This window comes from Nitrospira sp. (genome assembly GCA_029194675.1).
Classification (GTDB): Bacteria; Nitrospirota; Nitrospiria; order Nitrospirales; family Nitrospiraceae; genus Nitrospira_D.
This window is the reverse complement of sequence record JARFXP010000003.1, coordinates 368,303-386,670: the sequence shown is the minus strand read 5'-3', so window position 1 is coordinate 386,670 and position 18,368 is coordinate 368,303. Positions and strand designations below refer to the sequence as shown.

The following is an 18,368-nucleotide window of genomic DNA, read 5'->3' as shown; positions in this document are numbered from 1 at the left end:
TTGGGCCCGGAATGTTCGAGTTGACGATCTAGGCCTCAGAACCCATTCTCTTACGTTCGGCATGTTCTCGTCCTGCTTAAACCTTTTGCCTCAGCACACAGCACTCCCTAGAGTCCCAGAAACATCCCCTGGAAATCTTCCAGCACCTTGACGATCTCGATGGTAAAGCGAGCCCCGACCGCTCCATCCACCAGCCGATGATCGTAGGCCACGCAGAGTTGCAGCACACGACGAGGCACGAATTGCCCGTCACGATACAGCGGCGTCATCCGGGCCTTCCCGATGCCCAGGATGCCTACCTGTGGTGCGTTGATGATCGGGGTGAACGGACCGGCACCGAGACCGCCCATGTTGCTCACGGTAAATGTGGCGCCGCGCAGCTCTTCCAGCTTGACCTCACGTGCGCGCGTGCGATCCGCCAGATCGGCGAGCTCCACGGAAATTTGAAACAAGTCTTTGTGATCGACGTCGTGGACGACCGGCACGATCAATCCTGCCGGCGTATCCACGGCGACCCCGATATTGTAATAATCCTTGTAGATTACTTCACCGCTGGTGAGATCGAGGGTGGCGTTCAGCAGCGGATATCGCTTCAGCGCGTGGACGACGGCTTTGAGGATGAGACTGGTGAGCGTCAGCGTCGCGCCTTTCTTCTTGAATTCGAGCGCGTAGCGTTTGTGCATCTCCATCAGCTCAGTGATGTCGGCATCCTGGAATTGATGGACGTGAGGAATGGTCGTCCAAGACTGCGTCATGTTCGCCGCAATCTTCCGTCGAAGTGACGGGAGAGGCTCGCGACGCTCGTTGCCGTACGTCGTGGCGAAGACGCCGCCCGATTCGGAAGCCCTCGCTGCGGACCCAACACCGCTGCGTCTGGTTCGTTCACGAACAAACGCTTTCACATCCTCGGCGGTGATCCGGCCTCCGGCTTCCGTGCCTTTCACCTGTGTCAGGTCCACCGCCAACTCGCGGGCGAGCCGGCGCACTGACGGAGGCGCAGGGATGGTGGGGCCGGCGGATGCTGAGGGCGCTGCAGCAATCTTATTCTCAAGCGGAGCGAGCGGCGGCTCTTCTGTCTTCGGCGGCGCTGGTGGGGATGATTCGGCCGGCAGTCCTTCGCGTCGTTCTAAGGCCTCCCCATGAGCCGATTCGACGGGCGGCGGAGGTTGCGAAGCCGGAGCAACCTCCGGCTTGTCCGGCGCTGACATCTTGGCCGACTGCTCCACGCCATGTGCGCCGTCCAGCTCGACGAGCGCTTGCCCGACCTGGACGTGATCCCCCTCCCGCACAAGCAGACGGACGACCTTTCCTGCTGCCGGCGACGGCACCGGGACCGTGGCCTTGTCGGTTTCCAATTCGACCAACGATTGGCCTTCGCTGACCTGGTCGCCTTCGTGGACCAGAACCAGGACCACATCGCCGCCCTCGATCCCTTCCGCGAGAAATGGCAACTCGACTTTCATAACTCCTTTATCGGATGACTGTTCGGATACTGGGCGCTCACCCTAGTCCTCAGCCTTACATCCTCCGCACTCAGTCCTCAGCACTCAACACTCCGCACTAACTCAATGCTGCCAGGGCGCTTGGTCGTCCGTTCGGATGCCCAGCTCTTTTGCGGCTTGGCTGACTGTCTTCGCCTCGATGGATCCGTCTCGACGATGGAGAGCGTAGAGTGTCGCCACGACTAAGTGTTCGGCATCGATCTCGAAGAACCGGCGCAAGGCCTTGCGGGTATCGCTCCGGCCGAATCCGTCGGTACCGAGCGCAAACAGGCCGCCCGGCACCCATGGACCGATCTGTTGGCTGACCAAGCGCACATAGTCGCTCACCGCCACGCAGGGACCATGGAACGTTTCGGCAGTCTGCTGAAGATAGCTCTTTCGTTGCGGCTCCTCGGGATGCAACATGTTCCATCGCTCGGCCTCAAGCGTCCGCATCCGCAACATTTTGTAACTCGTCACGCTCCATAGGTCCGCCGCGACGCCGTAGCCTTCCAGCAGCAACTGTTGTGCTTTGAACGCTTCGTTGACGAGCGGCCCGCTCGCCAACATCTGTGCTCGATGCGCGGCTCCCTCGGGTGCCGGCCGGAAGCGGTACATGCCTTCGAGTATGCCCTCTTCAGCACCAGACGGCATGGCCGGCATCGGATAGGGTTCATTGTAAAGCGTGATGTAATACAACCCCTCTTCCTGACTCTGGTACATGCGCCTGAGCCCATCCTGCAAGATGACGGCAAGCTCGAACATGAACGCCGGATCGTAGGTGGCGATCGTCGGATACGTGCCGGCCAACAGATGGCTGTGTCCGTCTTGATGTTGCAGGCCTTCGCCCTCCAACGTCGTACGCCCCGCTGTGGCGCCCAGCAGAAAACCCCGGGCGCGCATGTCTGAAGCGGCCCACATCAAGTCCCCGACTCGTTGGAACCCGAACATCGAGTAATAGATGTACAGGGGAATCGTGTTGAGCCCATGTGTCGCATAAGCCGTGGCGGCAGCGATGAAAGAAGACATCGCGCCGGCTTCGGTGATGCCTTCTTCGAGAATCTGTCCGTTCGTCGCTTCGAAATAATGGAGCAGGGAACTTTTGTCCGCCGGTTCGTAGAGCTGGCCGAGATGCGAATAGATGCCGTATTGGCGGAAGAGCGCTTCGAGTCCGAATGTGCGCGCCTCGTCGGGAATGATGGGCACGAGATGTTTGCCGAACGGCTTCTGGCCTAGCAGGCGGCCCAGCATGCGGGCGAAGCCCATCGTCGTGGAGAACGCTCGATCATTCGATCCGTCGAGGAACTCCTTGAACTGATCGAGGCCCGGCGTCTGCAACGACTCGACCTTCACCTGTCGCTTCGGGAGGGAGCCACCCATCGCCTTCATTCGGTCGGCGAGGTAGGTTGCTTCCGGACTGCCGGCAGGCGGCCGAAAAAACGGCGTTGAAGCGACTTGTGCATCCGATAAGGGCACGCTGAATCGCGTGCGGAATTCGCGTAACTCCCGCTCGTTCATCTTTTTTTGCTGATGGGTGACGTTGCGGCCTTCGCCTGCCTCGCCCAATCCATAGCCTTTAATCGTCTTGGCCAGGATCACGGTCGGCTGGCCTCGGTGTTCAACAGCGGCCTTGTAGGCGGCGTATACTTTTCTAGGATCGTGACCTCCGCGCATCATTTTGTGGATTTGCTCGTCCGAATAGGACGCCACCATCTTGAGCAGCCGAGGATCGGCGCCGAAGAAATGTTTCCGAGCGAAGGCGCCCCCTTCCACGGTATATTTTTGATACCAGCCGTCTACGACTTCACCCATCCGTCTCATCAGCAGGCCTTCATCGTCCTGCGCCAGCAACGGATCCCAATCGCCGCCCCAAATCACCTTGATGACGTGCCAGCCTGCACCGCGGAATATCGCTTCCAGTTCTTGGATGATCTTGCCGTTGCCACGGACGGGACCATCGAGGCGTTGAAGATTGCAATTAACGACCCACGTCAGATTGTCCAGCTGCTCGCGAGCGGCGAGCGTCAGCGCGGCGAAGCTTTCCGGCTCATCCATTTCACCGTCCCCGACGAAGGCCCATACGCGCTGGAGGCTCGTATCTTTCAGGCCGCGATCCTTCAGGTATCGGTTGAAACGCGCCTGATAGATCGACATGATCGGCCCGAGTCCCATCGAGACCGTTGGAAATTCCCAGTAGTCCGGCATGAGCCAGGGATGGGGGTATGACGACAAGCCTTTTCCCTCGCCTGTGATCTCGCCCCGGAAGTAATGCAGCGCCTCTTCTGAAAGCCGGCCCTCGACATAACCGCGTGCATAGATCCCCGGGCTGGCATGCCCTTGGAAATAGACGAGGTCTCCGCGATCGGGTGAATCTTTGCCGCGCAGAAAATGGTTGAAGGCGACCTCGTACAAGGTGGCCGCCGAGGCATACGTCGAAATATGCCCGCCGATGCCGGAATGTTCTTTATTCGCTTTGACGACCATTGCCAGAGCGTTCCACCGAACGAGACTGCGGATGCGACGTTCAAGCTCAAGGTTGCCAGGATAAGCCGGTTCCTGGGCGACAGGAATCGTGTTGACATATGGTGTGTTGAAGGGGTTGGAAATCCGTGCCCCTCGTTGGGCGAGTCGATCGTGGAGACGTTCAAAGAGGTAAGTCGCCCGCTCCACGCCTCCTGTCTCGAGGACATACTCAAGCGAATCCAGCCATTCGTGGGTTTCCTGTGGATCGCTGTCATTCTGCGGCTGCGGAGTGCGATGGTCGCTCACTGTCGAATCATTCCTGAGGATCGGGGCCCGTTAGCACGCGCTGATCATAGCAGGCAGACCTCTCTAATGCGACGGACAGACGTCGAGAAAAGGTCTTGTCACCGTATTATATGGTGACCATCAAGTTGACCAACGACTAGGAAATGCCCTAGAAGCGTAGTCAAGAAAAGAACCGGTCACTTCGCGAATCTCGTCCTAGTAGAAAGAGTTCCTTCCTCCAGTATAGTGGTATGGAGGCACTTGAATCCAGCATCGGGCTTTAGGACGGCGAACCTCCGGAATTGTTGCCCGACAATAATTCCGCCCGGCACCATGACGACGATTTGTGGTCTGCTTCAGGAGAGTCTCTGCAATGTCCTCAAACATGCAAAGGCGAAGCATGTCGCGGTGACCTTGGGCGAAACCGAGCAAGGAGAGGTGGAACTTGTCGTGACGGATGACGGCATCGGATTTGATCCAACCCTGGCGTGGGATGGGCAAAGAGGGATGGGAATCGTCGGCATGCGGGAGCGAGCACGAGTGCTAGGAGGAACTCTCAAGATCGCCGGCGAACCGGGTCAGGGTACAACGGTTACCTTCTCGATCCCTTAATCCGAATAAAGTTAACCCATCTTTCATTTATCACACAATGTGACCTGCGTGGTCTGGGTCTGCGGTCACGGATCTTTTTGACAATTAGTTCGCAATTCTAACTATAGAGCCTTGAGCCGATTTAAACCACTGTTACGCCACTGGTAATTGCCCAGGAAAATCTGGTTAATTAGTCTGTCGTGTCTGCCGTTGAAGTTCTGCTCAGGGTAAACCGTCGGTGGAGGGAAATGGTGCTTTCCCATTCCGGATGTCACTGACAATGTTGTGGTGGGCACACAACGGACAAAATTAGCAAGCGCGAGGAAGTATTTGTCCAATGCCCTCTCGGTGTTAATGGAGGCAGAATGTCGGTGACGAGAAGGCAAAACACGGTCAGTAAGAGTCAGACGATGTCTGATCGTACGGCAACGGCGAGTCGCCTCGAAGAGGTGGTTTCGACACCGGATGAATTCGATCAGGTCGCCTTACAGGCCCTGCCGATGCTTTTGGATCGCGCGACTGGTTACACAAAACGGTTCTTACGGGAGACCGGCCAGTGGAATGATGACATCGAGCATGAGAAGTTTGCGTTACGTTGGGGTTCTGAATACCTTGAACGGTTTCTTGTCTGTGGACGCAGTGAAGTTCCGTGCAGACCGTTGTTTCTGTTCGACTCACTAGTCGCCAAACAACACAGCAAGCCGGACCCGTTTTGTTATCATCCGGACTTGCTGAGGCCGCTCGGCCGATTTGTCGACGGTCTTGCAGCACGCGCGGTCATCAGCCGTGACGCGCTGATCGCGCTCTATCATCATGCTTATGGATGGGGCCCGGGAGAAGTGATCGCGGTGACCGGACTCAATGGGTTGGAGAGTCAACGCATCTATAAAAATTTTCGCCGCTGGCGTAAGAACGGTTGGCAACGCACGATGGACGAGATGGGCTTGACGAAGGCAGAGCTCGCGGAGCTTGGGAATCAACAGCAGCGTCATCGACATCGATTCAACAGCGAGGCGGAACGACTTATCCGAGTCGCTCAGGCCCACTACCGAAGAAGCGAGCCGGACCATTATCCCTGTCTCTCGCGATCTCAATGGGGGGAGATGTTTGCTGAAGGCTATGGCTGTGATTATCGGATTTGGCATCTGGCGCTTTGCCTCGATTGCATGCAAACGGCCTGGGGTCTGGGATCCAGCGGATCAGCGGTCGGCGAAAAACCGCGTCTGGAATTGCAAGTGCGGCCGTGAAGGGGGCGAAGCGTATTGGGTATGCAATCGAGAGCCTGTAAAGAAAGAAGAGCTAAGGAGGATATATGGGTCAGGAAGAGGATCTGGAAATATATCGGTCGCGACTCCTTGAATCATTGAGCAGCCGACCCCGCCCTGTGCGAGGCGCATCGGATCCAATCCAGGTCTATGTCAACGAGTGCCGTGTCGGCGAGCTTGAGGGATCGGGAATCGGCGCGATGTTGCAAGTGCGGTGTATCGACCACATCGAGACGGTACAGCTTCGCGCCGAAGAGGGAACACTTCTGGGAGGACTTGTTGCCCCCGAGTATGGATTTAGGACGCATCGTGTCCGGCTTTCCGCTGATACGATCGAACTGTCCGTTCTCAACACCGCACAGGGGGGAACGCTGAGCGCCCTGTTCAGTCCGGCACCGAGTTTCTGGAGTCGAGTCTGGAAGAGCATCGTTGATGTTGCCGACAGATTGGCAGCCCACCGTCCGGATACCGCGCTCGCGTATGGAATGCGAACGGTCGCCTTCACGCAAGCACTATTGGCGATTGCTGTCGTTGGATTGGTCGCCGACCGAATGACGACGTGGATGGCGCCTGAACCAGCGCCGTCTCCGGTTGTCCAGTCCGAAGCTCTCCCTGCCTCCCGGATCGTTGAAACCGCAAGACTCGAGCAGCAGCTGGACGAGGTGGCGCGGATGCAGGAGAAGCTCGGGGAGACATTGGGGTCACAGCAGAAAGGCATGGCGCAACTGCAGCAAGCCATGGCCAAACTGTCGTCGACGCAGGAATCCGTCGAGACTAGTGTGCAGACCGTCAGGCAGGAGCTGGAAAAGCAGCAGACAGTGATGGCTAGCCGGGAAGTCGAACGCGCGGTGCACCAGCCATCGAACAAAGCCCAGACGAGGCATGGACAGATCGAAACAGCGATCCATAGCCTGACCGTGGACAACGACCGAATGTCTAAAGAAATCGCCGGACTTGAACAGTACAATCAAGACCTGAAGAACAAGTTGCTTGCGGCCGGGCTAAACCCCTCGAAAGGTGGCGATTCGCAAGAGGACAGGGTACTGGCACGGCAGGCCGAGGTGATGCAACCGGCTCAACAGCCGCAGGTGGCTCAGGGGGCGCAGAACGGTCAAGCGCAACCTTTTCTCTTCTGGGTTACGTTCAGCGACGGGACGAGCCAAGAGCGCATCGACCAATGGGTCCATGAAATGAAGGGGCATAAGGGATCACTCAATGAAGGCTGGCAGGAAGTACAGATTGTTCCTCCAGCGGTCCCGCCCGATCGTTTCTTAGAGCAGATCAAAGAAGACAAAATCATCAAAGCCGCGAGAATGGGCCAGTAGGAGCATCCCCGGAAGAGAGCCCTCCCACATCGTTGCTTCGCACTTGATATACCGCAACAGCAGACGAACAGAGGGGTGGGGCGTTTCATCTGGAAATGAATATGGCGCATTTGCTGTCGGCAAACTGCATCGGATCACGTCAAGTCGGCTGGGCGACGTGCATTTCTCCGGTGAGTGCCGATCGTGAGGCTCAATGTCCAGTCAAGCATCCTTGAGTGGACATATGTTGCTCCGGTGACGGAACTTTTGTCCGTTGAGTCGAGCGAGATGGAATGAGTAGCATGAGGATTGTGAGCGAGAACAAATGAGCTATCGGATAGCCATGGATCGAAACACCCCATCACCTGTTTCACCTCCAGCCGATCAGCGGACAGTTGTTTTCAAACCGGTCCGCATAATGCATTAACAATTATAACCAAGCTGACGACTGAACCAAGCAGTCCAGCTGCAAAGGGAAGAGAAAGGAATACTCAATGAGAATCGCACAAGTGGCCCCGCTGTGGGAGAGCGTCCCGCCCAAACTCTACGGGGGAACCGAACGAATCGTTTCCTACATCACGGAGGAGTTGGTTGCCCTGGGGCATGACGTCACGCTGTTTGCGAGCGGTGATTCAGAGACGACCGCGCGGCTTGAAGCAATCTGCCCACAAGCACTCCGCTTGAATACCGGTATCTTCAACCGGGACGCTCCGTTGATGATGCTTCAGGAACGGGGCCTCGGAGCGGCGAGGGGCTTCGATATTATTCATTCACACCTGGATTTCATCGGATTCCCGCTGGCACGGAGGAATAGCATCCCGGTGGTGACCACCCTACACGGACGTCAGGATCTTCCGGAATTGGAGCCGGTCTTCCGTGAATTTTCTGAAATGCCGTTGGTGTCCATTTCGGACGCCCAACGTAAACCGTTGCCTTGGGCCAACTGGGCTGGGACTGTCCACCATGGTCTTCCTCGCAATCTCTACAGGTTCCATCCAAAGCATCAAGGTTATCTGGCCTACCTGGGACGCATCTCCCCTGAAAAACGTCCGGACCAAGCGATTGAAATCGCTAAACGCACTGGCCTCCCCCTGCGGATTGCGGCAAAAGTCGATCCTGCCGACCAGACCTATTTCGAAGCCGAAATCGAACCATTGCTCAACCATCCGTTGATTGAGTTCCTCGGCGAGATCTCCGATGCCGAGAAGGATGAGTTTCTCGGCAATGCGATGGCCTTGGTATGCCCTTACGATTGGCCGGAGCCCTTCGGGTTGGTGTTGATCGAAGCCCTGGCATGCGGAACCCCGGTGCTAGCCTACCGACGTGGATCGATTCCTGAAATCCTCGATCACGGTGTCACCGGCTTTATTTGCGAGACTGTAGCCGAACTGGTGGATGCAGTCGGACAGATTCCACTCATTGATCGGCGACGCTGTCGGGCAGCCTTTGACGAACGGTTTACCGCGGATCGGATGGCACGCGACTATGTGGCGCTGTATGAACGTCTGCTTGAGAATGGAGCCGTTCGAGCCGCACAGGCCTTCGCTTCCGAGGAGGATGAAATTTTTGGGCGAGGCCGGCATGTCTGAAATATCTGCTCGTTTGGAAGAGACTAGTTCCACTCCGAGCCGTGCCCGAGGCTGGGAGATGGTCAAAGCCAGAGACTTCGGTTTTTTGTTCGCTGGCCAGACGATCTCTCAGATCGGTGACAGCCTCAATAAGGTGGCGTTGCTTTGGTTTGTGTATGATCTGACCGGGTCGGCGCTCAAGATGACAATGGTCGGACTGCTTCAAACCCTGCCGCCCTTGCTGTTTGGGCCGCTGATCGGTGTCTATCTGGATCGTGTTCGAAAGAAGCCGGTGATGATCGGTGTCGATCTGCTTCGGACCTTGATGGTTCTCCTGATCCCGTTGCTCTATGCCATGGGGGCCTTGACTCTCGACCGGCTCTACTTCCTCGTGTTTGCCACCGCAATCTTTTCCACTGTCTTCGGGCCGGCCTTGACCTCCGCGGTTCCTCTCATTGTGCCCAAGGAGCGGCTTATCGCTGCCAATGCGCTCATGCAGACGACGACCAATGTTGGGCTTCTTGTGGGTCCTGCCGTCAGTGGCCTCGGCATCGCGCTCATCGGAGCCCACAATGTGCTCTACGTCAACGCAGTCACGTTTTTCATCTCTGCCCTGTGCTTGTTCCCCATTCGGATGCATGAAACTCTCGACTCCCGGCCCACGGCGAGTAAAGGATTGACGGAAGGCATCACAGCCGACTTGCTGGCGGGTTTTCGCTTCGTTTTCGTCGAGCAGAAGACGGTTCTTCTCCTCATGTTGACGGCAACTCTCTATAGTGTCGGCATCAGTGCCTTCATTTTTCTGCTGCCGGTCTTTGCGAAAGACGTGCTTGGGGTGGGCCCGATTCAGCTCGGGTGGCTATGGTCGGCACTCGGAGTCGGGATGCTGCTCGCCTCCCTTAGCCTGACATCGATCACGCAAGGAGACGTGTCTTGGCGTTTGCGGTTCATGTCCGGCGCCTTGGCCGTCGGAGGTCTTGCCATCGCGGCGCTCGGTTTCCTCGAAGCTCCTGTTGTTGCCGGCGCCCTGATCGCGGTGATCGGAGGTAGCACCGCCATGTTTACTCCGTTGGTCTGGACGATGCTCCAAGAATTGACGCCGGCACATCTCCTAGGCCGAGTCTTTACGAGCTTCGCCACGGGAGGAATGGCGTCATCCATGGCCGGCATGGCGGGTTTCGGATGGGCTGCCGATACGATCGGTCCGGCCGCCAGCCTAGGAGGAATCAGCTTCATTCTTCTCATGACGGCAGCTACCGCATGGTTGTTCAGCTTTTACAAGTCGCACCAAGGGAGCTTGGTCGTTTCTACACCCGGCTCCTTTGCCTCCTAACCCACCACCGTCCAATTCGTAGCAACACTGATGCATCGAAGTGGGAGCGGCCCCTTGGATCTCAAGGGGCCATCTCGGTCCGCGGATAGATGACACGAAAGCCGTCGCGAGTTAGAATGGCCGTTCACGAGGAGGTCTCTTGGATGACCAAGTCGCCACGAGCGCTGATTATACTGAGTATGAGTCTTTTCTTGCTGGAACTGATAAGTGTTGGTTCGGCGTCGGCGGAGCCACAAGAAAAGGAGGGTGTGCCGGAGAAGGCTGTGCCGCGCCTCCCACAGGCCCCAGCCGCTTCCGAGGGGCAGCCAACGCCGCACAAACCATCAGGCGAAACGAAGCCGCAGTCCCAACCCAGTCCTCCCGCCAAGTCGGACTCAGCCGATCACAAAGAAGGGGCACCGGAGAAGCCTGTGCCACGTCTCCCACAGGCCCCAGCCGCTTCCGAGGGGCAGCCAACGCCGCACAAACCATCAGGCGAAACGAAGCCGCAGTCCCAACCCAGTCCTCCCGCCAAGTCGGACTTACCACCGGTTGAGGCTGAGAGCAAGGAGAGGGAACCTGTCGTCAAGAAGTCCCTGGGTTCACTGATTTTGTCGGTCAAGCTTGCACTGATGGGGGATTCACGGCTTTTCCACTACGAGATTGAAGTTGAAGACGATCAGCAAACCGTGACCCTGACAGGACGTGTCTCGACCGAAGCAGAGAAAACAACGGCGACAGAGATCGCGCAAGCCGTCTCAGGCGTCAAAACCGTGGTTAACAAGCTTGCCGTCGAGAAAGACCTCGCGAAAACGCTGTTGAAGAAGCAGGATGAAATCCTCACCACCTTGATCAAAGAACGTTTCTCCAAAAGCGCGACCTTAAAAGCCGCCAACTTCGAGGTGAAGACTGAGGACGGTGTCGTCCAGCTCAACGGAACGGTGCGTTTCCAGGTCATCGTCCTGGAAGCGGCGGAGGCTGCTCGTCAAGTGCCGGGCGTCCGTGCCGTGAACACTGAGCGGATACGGCTGGAGGGCGAGAGCTGATGCAAGGCCGCTCCGGCCGCTTGCCTTACTCTGCCCCCGTGGTGGAGAACGCAGACAAAATCGCCGTCCAGGATCGTCCGCTGCTCCTGACTCGCGATTTTGGACTTGTCTGGTCCGGGCAACTTATCTCGCAGATAGGCGACGGTGTCTCCAAGCTGGCGCTTCTGTGGTTTGTCTATGCCGTCACCGGATCCCCGCTCAAGACGTCTGTGATCGGTCTGCTACAGACGATCCCCCCGATCGTGCTGGGTCCGATCATCGGTGTGTATGTCGATCGACTCCCGAAGAAACTCCTGCTGATCACCAGCGATGTGCTACGCGCAGTATTGATTGGGTTGATTCCGTGCCTGATCCCCGTGGAATCCTTTACGGTATCTGTCCTCTACGCGTTGGTCCTCCTACACGCGATCGCCACGGCGGTGTTCGGCCCGGCTCTCACTGCCGCCATCCCTGGGTTTGTCCCCAAAACGCAGTTCACGGCCGCCAACGCGCTCCTCCAAAGCACGACCAGCCTTGGCATTGTTTTTGGTCCGGCGCTGAGCGGCTTAGGCATTGCCGCCTACGGGTCACAAGAAGTTTTATGCCTCAACGCGGCGACCTACTTGATATCGGCTGCGTGCCTGATACTGGTCCGTTTTGCCAAACCTGTCGCAAGTTCCCCGTCACCCGTTTCTACCCCGACCATGCTGCAGGATCTGATCGAAGGATTTCGTTATGGCGTCGTTACCCAGCCGAGGCTGTTACTCTTGACCGGTACCGCAATCCTCTATACCTTCGGCACGAGTGCGTTGACCGCGCTCTTCCCGGTGTTCGCCCGGAAAATGCTTGGATTGGGTCCGGTCGAGGTCGGCTATTTATGGTCGGCGCTCGGCGTCGGATTGCTATTGACGTCAATCGGGCTTTTGTGGGTAACGGACTGGATGGTCAAGGATCGGATGCGCCTGATTATGGGCGCCAGTGTGTTAAGCGGCGCCGCCCTCTGTGCATTGACGCTGACACTCGACCCATACCTCGCCGGTGTCTTCATGGGAATAGTCGGTTGCGGTATGGGTGCATTTACTCCGATAGCCTGGGGTATTATCCAAGAACTTACGCCGAGTCAGATGATCGGACGGGTGTTGGGACTCTATGGGACCGGTGCCATGACTGCAGCCATTGGGGGAATCTCGGCTTTCGGATGGATCACGGAGCAATTGGGACCTGAAACAGGCTTGCTCGGGATCGCTCTTGTGCTGTTGATCACAGCGTTGGCTGCCACACGGATGAGTCGAGCAAGGGCCGGAGCATAAAGGAAACGATTCATGAACGATGTGATCCGATTGAAAGATCAATATTACATCCTGGCCTCATCATCATTGGCCGATGGCCGCACGGAAGTGTTGAAGCAGGGTGAGACCTTCGCAGTGTTCGATCGGTACGGTGACTTTCATCAGGTTCTCCCTGGACCGCAAGGTCTCTATCATGAGGGGACGCGCTTCCTATCGCGATTCGAGCTTTCGCTCGGGACGCAGCGTCCCATGTTGCTCAGCGCTGTGGTGAAAGAAGACAATGCGCTCATTCGGATTGATCTGACGAACCCAGACCTGATGGACGGACAACGGCAGGTACCGCGAGGCACGCTCCATCTATGCCGCACCCGGTTTCTCTGGCAAGGGACCTGTTACGAGCGCATCCGAGTTCAGAATTACGGAGATAGGAAATTTCCCCTCTTGCTCACGATGGCAATGGATACGGATTTCGCCGACCTCTTCGAAGCGAGAGGCCATCAGCGGCCTCGTCGCGGACGGCGGCTCAACCCCATTCGATCGAAGACAGGACTGGTGCTTGGGTACAAAGGACTCGATGAGACCCTCCGTCGGACCTCTGTCCGGTGCTCTCCAGCGCCGAAACGGGTGACGCCCGATGGATTGAGGATCGAGGCGAACATCCCTCCGCACGCCGGCATGACGTGGGAGATCTCGATTTCCTGTGAAATCAAACAACTGCGGAACCGGGTGTTTCTCTCCTACGACCGAGCCCAACTTGATGCCGATCGCGCGTTACAGAGAGCCAAAGCCTCCGATGCCCACGTCTACACGTCGAATGAACAGTTCAATCACTGGTTGAACCGGTCGATCGCCGATCTTCACATGTTGATCTCGGAGACGCCGCAAGGACTCTATCCCTATGCCGGTGTACCGTGGTTCAGTGTCCCGTTCGGACGAGACGGTATTATTACGGCGTTGCAGATGCTGTGGGTGAATCCTGCTCTCGCACGAGGAGTGTTGGGCTTTCTGGCCTCGACTCAGGCCACGGAGATTCGGCCGGAACAGGATGCAGAGGTCGGGAAGATTTTGCATGAGACGCGTCAGGGGGAAATGGCGGCACTCGGGGAAATTCCATTCGGCAGATACTACGGGAGTGTCGACGCCACGCCGTTGTTCATCGTCCTGGCTGGCGCGTACTACGAACGGAGCGGCGATCGCCGGTTTCTCACGACGCTGTGGCCGCATATTCGCCTGGCGCTGCAGTGGATCGATCAGTATGGCGATCCAACCGGCATGGGTTTCACGACCTACGCCCGACGGACCGACAAGGGGCTGGTGCACCAAGGATGGAAAGACTCTCATGACGCCATTTTCCACGCCGACGGGACCAGTGCTGAGGGGCCGATTGCCCTGTGTGAGGTCCAGGCTTACGTGTATCGAGCCAAACGAACGGCGGCGGACTTGGCTCGGCTTCTGGGGGAGCTCGATCATGCCGATCGATTGCTGAAAGAAGCGGACTCACTTCGAGATCGATTTGAGCGGGCGTTCTGGTGCCAGGAGATGGACTCCTATGCCCTTGCTTTGGACGGGCAGGGACGGCCCTGCCGTGTGCATGCCTCGAATGCGGGTCATTGCCTCTATGGCGGCATTGCCGGGGAAGAACGTGGGGCACGCACAGCACGCGCACTGTTGAGCGAGGAGTTTTTCAGTGGATGGGGCATCCGCACGATCGCGACCTCGGAGGCGCGGTACAACCCGATGTCCTACCATAACGGGTCGGTGTGGCCTCACGACAACGCCATCATCGCGGCCGGCATGGCGGCTTACGGCTATAAGCAAGGAGCGATGAAGGTCTTGACTGGCATCTTCGATGCCAGCCTCTTTCTCGAACTCCATCGGCTGCCGGAATTGTTCTGCGGCTTCTCTCGACGGCCTGGGGAAAGCCCCACGCTCTATCCGACGGCCTGTTCTCCGCAAGCCTGGGCGGCCGGTTCCGGCTTCCTGCTGCTTCAAGCTTGTCTGGGCTTACGAATCGACACACCTCATCGCCTGGTGAGTTTCGTCCGTCCTGTGTTGCCGCCGTTTCTTGAGCGAGTCGAGATTCGGAACCTCTCCGTCGGAACCGCGCGTCTCGACCTCGTGCTTGATCGTCATGAGGACGAAGTCGCCTTGAGAGTGGCCCACCGCACCGGCGAAGTGGAAGTCGTCATCACGATATAGCGTTGAGCTCCAGATGCCGTTTATGATGAGCCTTGGACAGGCTCTTCGGCCGACTCAGGGACGAACGGTTGTAATTCACCGATGAATATTACACATCATGAGCTCAGCGAGTAGCTATAGCCACGACCGATCGTCGGAACCTCCCATCACTTGTTTCTTGTGAGACCATCTATGATTCCAGTCTGTGGAACGAAGACTGCGTTCATTTCAAGGAAAACATCGTCAACCGCCTTGTGGCCCGCCTCATTGAACAACTCTCCTTGAGCTCTGACCCAACTTTCGCAACCGGAAGGGGTAACCGGCCTGGAAGGCGCATAGATTGGGCTGTATGGTCAAACGGTCTCCACTACGGAGACGCTGCACCTCGCCCCCATGTCTCTGTGCGCCTTCTCGAGATGTCAACCGCCAACCATCAGCGACGCTTGAGGCGAGTTGAGATAGTTGGGCTAGTGCTCGGACTGTCGATCAGTTTCTGAGCGGTCCGTCGGACGACGCAACTGGCAACGTTAGGTGTGGCGGTGCGATGGGTAGGGGGCTGAGGCTGGACCTGGCGACAATATGGGTTACTCGGCTTGGTGAGGACGGAAGGAGCCGTCGTGATCCTTGTAGCGGCAATGCCGTCGGCGGTCAGTTCGGTGATCTTCGTCGCCGAAAGGCGGCTCGACGAGGAACTGGTGGGTTCTATCGTGGTCTTCTCCATCTGCCTCGTCGTGGCGATATTTCTCTGGCTTCACCAGCTGGTCCCCATGCTGCTGATCCGAGCTGCTGATCCGATAAGGGCCACCATCCTACGATGTCCTGCCGAGAAACCTGGGCCGATCCCGGACGGAGACCATTTTCACTAAGTCTCGTATGGAGAGCACCCCGACAATCTTTCCGTTCTCAGTCACGGTCAAGTGACGCAGCCCCTGTTCTGCCATGACTTTACTGGCGTCGCGTACTGTGCGATTGATATCGATGCTCACGAGAGGAGAGCTCATCACGGCACTGACGTGAGTGCTGCCTGCATCCCGGTTGGTGGCAAGTCCTTTCCGGACCACATCGCGCTCAGTCACTATACCGACGATTTCGCCCGCTTCGATCGTCAGCAATGACCCGATCCGCTTCTCGCTCATCAGCCGAGCCGCATCGACAAGAGAAGCATCACTAGGGATCGTCGCGAATGTGGTCGCCATCAAGACGCTGAGCGGGCGGTACACCTTGTCCAGTTCGCAGACCGGACCGCTCTCCGCATCCACAAATGATCGCACCAAGTCCCGCACCGACATGATCCCGACGATCTCACCAGCCTCCACCACACAGAGATGACGTACATGATTGGTTTCCATCAAATGGCTGGCATCCAACATGGGGCGGTCACCTTGGATCGTCAAAATTGGGGTGACCATCACGCGATCCACCATCGTGACTGTGGGGTCTAATCCCCTCGCAAGCACTTTCCGCACGAGATCCGTTTCCGTCATAATCCCGAACGGTCCTCGTTTGGGATCATCCGATTCCACCAACAGGCAGCCAATCCCCTTGACACCCATGCGCTCAGCGGCGCCCGCTGTCGTCGTGTCTTGTGGAATCACCTCTAGATAGCGATGCATAAAATCTTTAACGGCTCCACCCCCAAACTCACTCATCGCACCTCCTTGTTCCATGAATAGGTTGTACGTTCGTTCAACGCATGGCCCCTGTCCACCTCCACCCGGAATCGATTGCGACCACTATACCCGATTACAAGGGAGCACGCACAGACAGAAGTGTGCCTCCATGAGGGAAGTCACCAATCGAGCACCAAACGCGTACGCTCCGGCCCATCGACCTGATCGGCGGGAAGGCCTGCAAATCATTGCCGCTGCGTTGCACATCGCATCAGATGCCGGGCATCGCATCGACCGGAGGATTGCACCAGGCGCACCGGCAGGCTGATGGCCGAGGATAGTACAGCTCGGTAATTTTAAAACGCAGCACTTCACGGCGCAGCTAATCAGAAGGTGGTCGATGGGCTGACTCGCGTTTATGAAAAAGACGATTTCAAAGGTCAGGAATCGGCTTGAACATCGTGGCAAGTCACACCACCACAGTTTGAGACATCGGTGAGGCGCTTTTAATGAAACGTTCTCCTCCGTTCCTTCCATACCCCGCGCCTCACATGCCTTCTTCAGCCACAGATATTTATCCTAGGGTTGTTCCTAGTATCATTAGGAAACAGTAGATCCTATATCCTTCACATTCTACAGTTCGTCGAACACTCTGTTATCCACGATGTTTGTAGGCAACAATATTGCTTAATACTGATAAGTCATTAAAAATACGTAACTACTAGATCAATTGAACAGAACCAAGAAACAACAGGTTCCCATTCCTCTCGTGGCATTCAACTTGCTGTAGCCTATGTTTGGACTACTGACTTGGATTCCTAAGAGGGTGAAGCATGAAACAGACGACAAACTCTATCTATCTTCGAATCGAGTGGTGTCAAAGACAATCTGCACAGGCTCGCACCGAACCGGAGATGGATGGGTGGCGCGCAGAAGCAGATGGACTACGAGATGCCCTGATGAACATTGACCACACCGACAGCTATTGTCTATGCCCTCCTGAGATTCTCAGGCGGTACGTACAGGGCTTCCAAGACGGAACGGCGTTGCGGCGAGTTGCACGAGCGCAGTGTATGATTCAGATCGCCACTCCCGCGACCTCGCGACCGGAGTCGTGGATGGGAGGGGATCTTCTACTGGGAGGTGATCGGTGAATTGCCTACGATGCAATGGTCTCGCCGTCAGCGACGACAGCTTCGCGGTGCAGACTGGTTCGTCATCGGACTTTCATGGTTGGCGCTGTGTCAATTGTGGAATGATCGGCGACGATGTCATCAATAAGAATCGGGAAGTGATCACGCGAGAGAGTGTATCGTTCGACTCCGAACGTCGCCGGTACGGAAGCGAAGCTGCGTGACGGCATCGGACTATCCGTCGGTCTGCATCAGCCCCCTTTCACTGAACCTTACTGTTTCTTTCAACTCGGAATCATCACCCTTGCGAATCTCCCTCTCTTCCGCTATGAAAGTACGGAGTCCTTCCCTTATGCAGGATCTGCGTTGTGGTTCACATTCGAGCAGCGACCGAGGTTGATTTTCCGGCTCTCCTTCAGGTGCAACAGGCTGCGTTCGGTGAATATGCCGGCGCCTATAAGGTCAGTGGCTGGACCACCGAAACTCTCGAAAGTCTGAAAGAGGATGCAAGAGAGAAACATATTCTCGTGGCGGAAGAAGGAGGAACGATCGTCGGTTCCGTGCGGTTCTGGACAGTGGCCGGCGTCTGCGTGATCCGTTTGCTTTCCGTGAGTCCCACTCATCGGCGCCAAGGTGTGGGGAAAGCCTTGATCTGCGAAATCGAGCGAGTGAGGACCGACGCCCACAAATTTTATGCCTGCACCATGCTGCGCACGGCGAGAAACATTCAGTTCTTTATGAACCTCGGCTACAGGGCCGAAACGATTCTTCCCGATCATTACGACCATCTCGACCTCATCTGCTTCTCGAAATATCGATGAGCCGCCTCCCTTGAGGCACAGCAAGCCACCCACAGCGCCAAGT

The 18,368-nt window shown here is 57.0% G+C and carries 16 protein-coding genes; 12 read left to right on the top strand and 4 right to left on the bottom strand.

Going from position 1 to position 18,368, the window contains the following annotated elements; genetic code table 11:
* Window positions 1–107 precede the first annotated feature (107 nt).
* Both P0120_16770 and aceE read right to left on the bottom strand, forming a co-directional pair.
* Entirely contained in the window at window positions 108–1,463 is a 1,356-nt protein-coding gene (locus tag P0120_16770; GenBank protein MDF0675963.1) for a dihydrolipoamide acetyltransferase family protein, read from the bottom strand.
* A 102-nt stretch (window positions 1,464–1,565) separates the two neighbouring features.
* Window positions 1,566–4,250 carry a pyruvate dehydrogenase (acetyl-transferring), homodimeric type gene (gene aceE / locus P0120_16765; GenBank protein ID MDF0675962.1) on the bottom strand — a complete coding sequence of 895 codons (2,685 nt, stop codon included), beginning with the start codon at window positions 4,248–4,250 and terminating at the stop codon, window positions 1,566–1,568.
* 240 nt (window positions 4,251–4,490) lie between these two features.
* On the opposite strand from aceE, the gene P0120_16760 reads away from it, so the two are divergent.
* The 8 genes from P0120_16760 (at window position 4,491) to P0120_16725 (ending at window position 14,782) form a co-directional block, all read left to right on the top strand.
* Window positions 4,491–4,841 (top strand): ATP-binding protein, encoded by a 351-nt coding sequence (locus P0120_16760; protein ID MDF0675961.1) that lies wholly within the window; start codon window positions 4,491–4,493, stop codon window positions 4,839–4,841.
* Window positions 4,842–5,230: 389 nt separating this feature from the next.
* The gene (locus tag P0120_16755) at window positions 5,231–6,067 is read left to right on the top strand and encodes a hypothetical protein (GenBank protein ID MDF0675960.1); all 837 of its coding nucleotides are present in this window, start codon (window positions 5,231–5,233) and stop codon (window positions 6,065–6,067) included.
* Window positions 6,068–6,132: 65 nt separating this feature from the next.
* Window positions 6,133–7,410, top strand: a complete 1,278-nt coding sequence (locus P0120_16750; protein MDF0675959.1) for a hypothetical protein — start codon at window positions 6,133–6,135, stop codon at window positions 7,408–7,410.
* 473 nt (window positions 7,411–7,883) lie between these two features.
* Window positions 7,884–8,978, top strand: a complete 1,095-nt coding sequence (locus P0120_16745; GenBank protein ID MDF0675958.1) for a glycosyltransferase family 4 protein — start codon at window positions 7,884–7,886, stop codon at window positions 8,976–8,978.
* A complete protein-coding gene (locus P0120_16740; GenBank protein ID MDF0675957.1) occupies window positions 8,971–10,290 on the top strand; it encodes an MFS transporter in 1,320 nt (439 codons plus the stop codon). The genes P0120_16745 and P0120_16740 overlap by 8 nt, the downstream gene beginning before the upstream one ends.
* A 143-nt stretch (window positions 10,291–10,433) precedes the next feature.
* Window positions 10,434–11,315, top strand: coding sequence for a BON domain-containing protein (locus tag P0120_16735; protein MDF0675956.1), 882 nt, complete (start codon window positions 10,434–10,436; stop codon window positions 11,313–11,315).
* Window positions 11,315–12,604 carry an MFS transporter gene (locus P0120_16730; protein MDF0675955.1) on the top strand — a complete coding sequence of 430 codons (1,290 nt, stop codon included), beginning with the start codon at window positions 11,315–11,317 and terminating at the stop codon, window positions 12,602–12,604. The genes P0120_16735 and P0120_16730 overlap by 1 nt, the downstream gene beginning before the upstream one ends.
* Window positions 12,605–12,616: 12 nt before the next feature.
* On the top strand, window positions 12,617–14,782 hold the full coding sequence (locus P0120_16725; GenBank protein MDF0675954.1) for an amylo-alpha-1,6-glucosidase: 2,166 nt from the start codon (window positions 12,617–12,619) through the stop codon (window positions 14,780–14,782).
* Between the two features lie 412 nt (window positions 14,783–15,194).
* Here P0120_16725 and P0120_16720 read toward each other — a convergent pair whose 3' ends face one another.
* Window positions 15,195–15,482 carry a hypothetical protein gene (locus P0120_16720; GenBank protein MDF0675953.1) on the bottom strand — a complete coding sequence of 96 codons (288 nt, stop codon included), beginning with the start codon at window positions 15,480–15,482 and terminating at the stop codon, window positions 15,195–15,197.
* Between the two features lie 88 nt (window positions 15,483–15,570).
* Window positions 15,571–16,410 (bottom strand): CBS domain-containing protein, encoded by an 840-nt coding sequence (locus tag P0120_16715; GenBank protein ID MDF0675952.1) that lies wholly within the window; start codon window positions 16,408–16,410, stop codon window positions 15,571–15,573.
* A 130-nt stretch (window positions 16,411–16,540) separates the two neighbouring features.
* Between P0120_16715 and P0120_16710 the strand changes: the two genes are divergently transcribed.
* From P0120_16710 to P0120_16695, 4 genes are all read left to right on the top strand, one after another.
* The gene (locus P0120_16710; protein ID MDF0675951.1) at window positions 16,541–16,699 is read left to right on the top strand and encodes a hypothetical protein; all 159 of its coding nucleotides are present in this window, start codon (window positions 16,541–16,543) and stop codon (window positions 16,697–16,699) included.
* A gap of 505 nt (window positions 16,700–17,204) precedes the next feature.
* Window positions 17,205–17,525 carry a hypothetical protein gene (locus P0120_16705; GenBank protein MDF0675950.1) on the top strand — a complete coding sequence of 107 codons (321 nt, stop codon included), beginning with the start codon at window positions 17,205–17,207 and terminating at the stop codon, window positions 17,523–17,525.
* Window positions 17,522–17,728: a hypothetical protein gene (locus P0120_16700; protein MDF0675949.1), complete on the top strand. Its 207-nt coding sequence runs from the start codon at window positions 17,522–17,524 to the stop codon at window positions 17,726–17,728. Before P0120_16705 ends, P0120_16700 begins: the two co-directional genes overlap by 4 nt.
* Before the next feature lie 144 nt (window positions 17,729–17,872).
* Complete coding sequence (locus tag P0120_16695) at window positions 17,873–18,325, top strand: GNAT family N-acetyltransferase (GenBank protein ID MDF0675948.1); 453 nt, start codon at window positions 17,873–17,875, stop codon at window positions 18,323–18,325.
* Window positions 18,326–18,368: the final 43 nt, after the last annotated feature.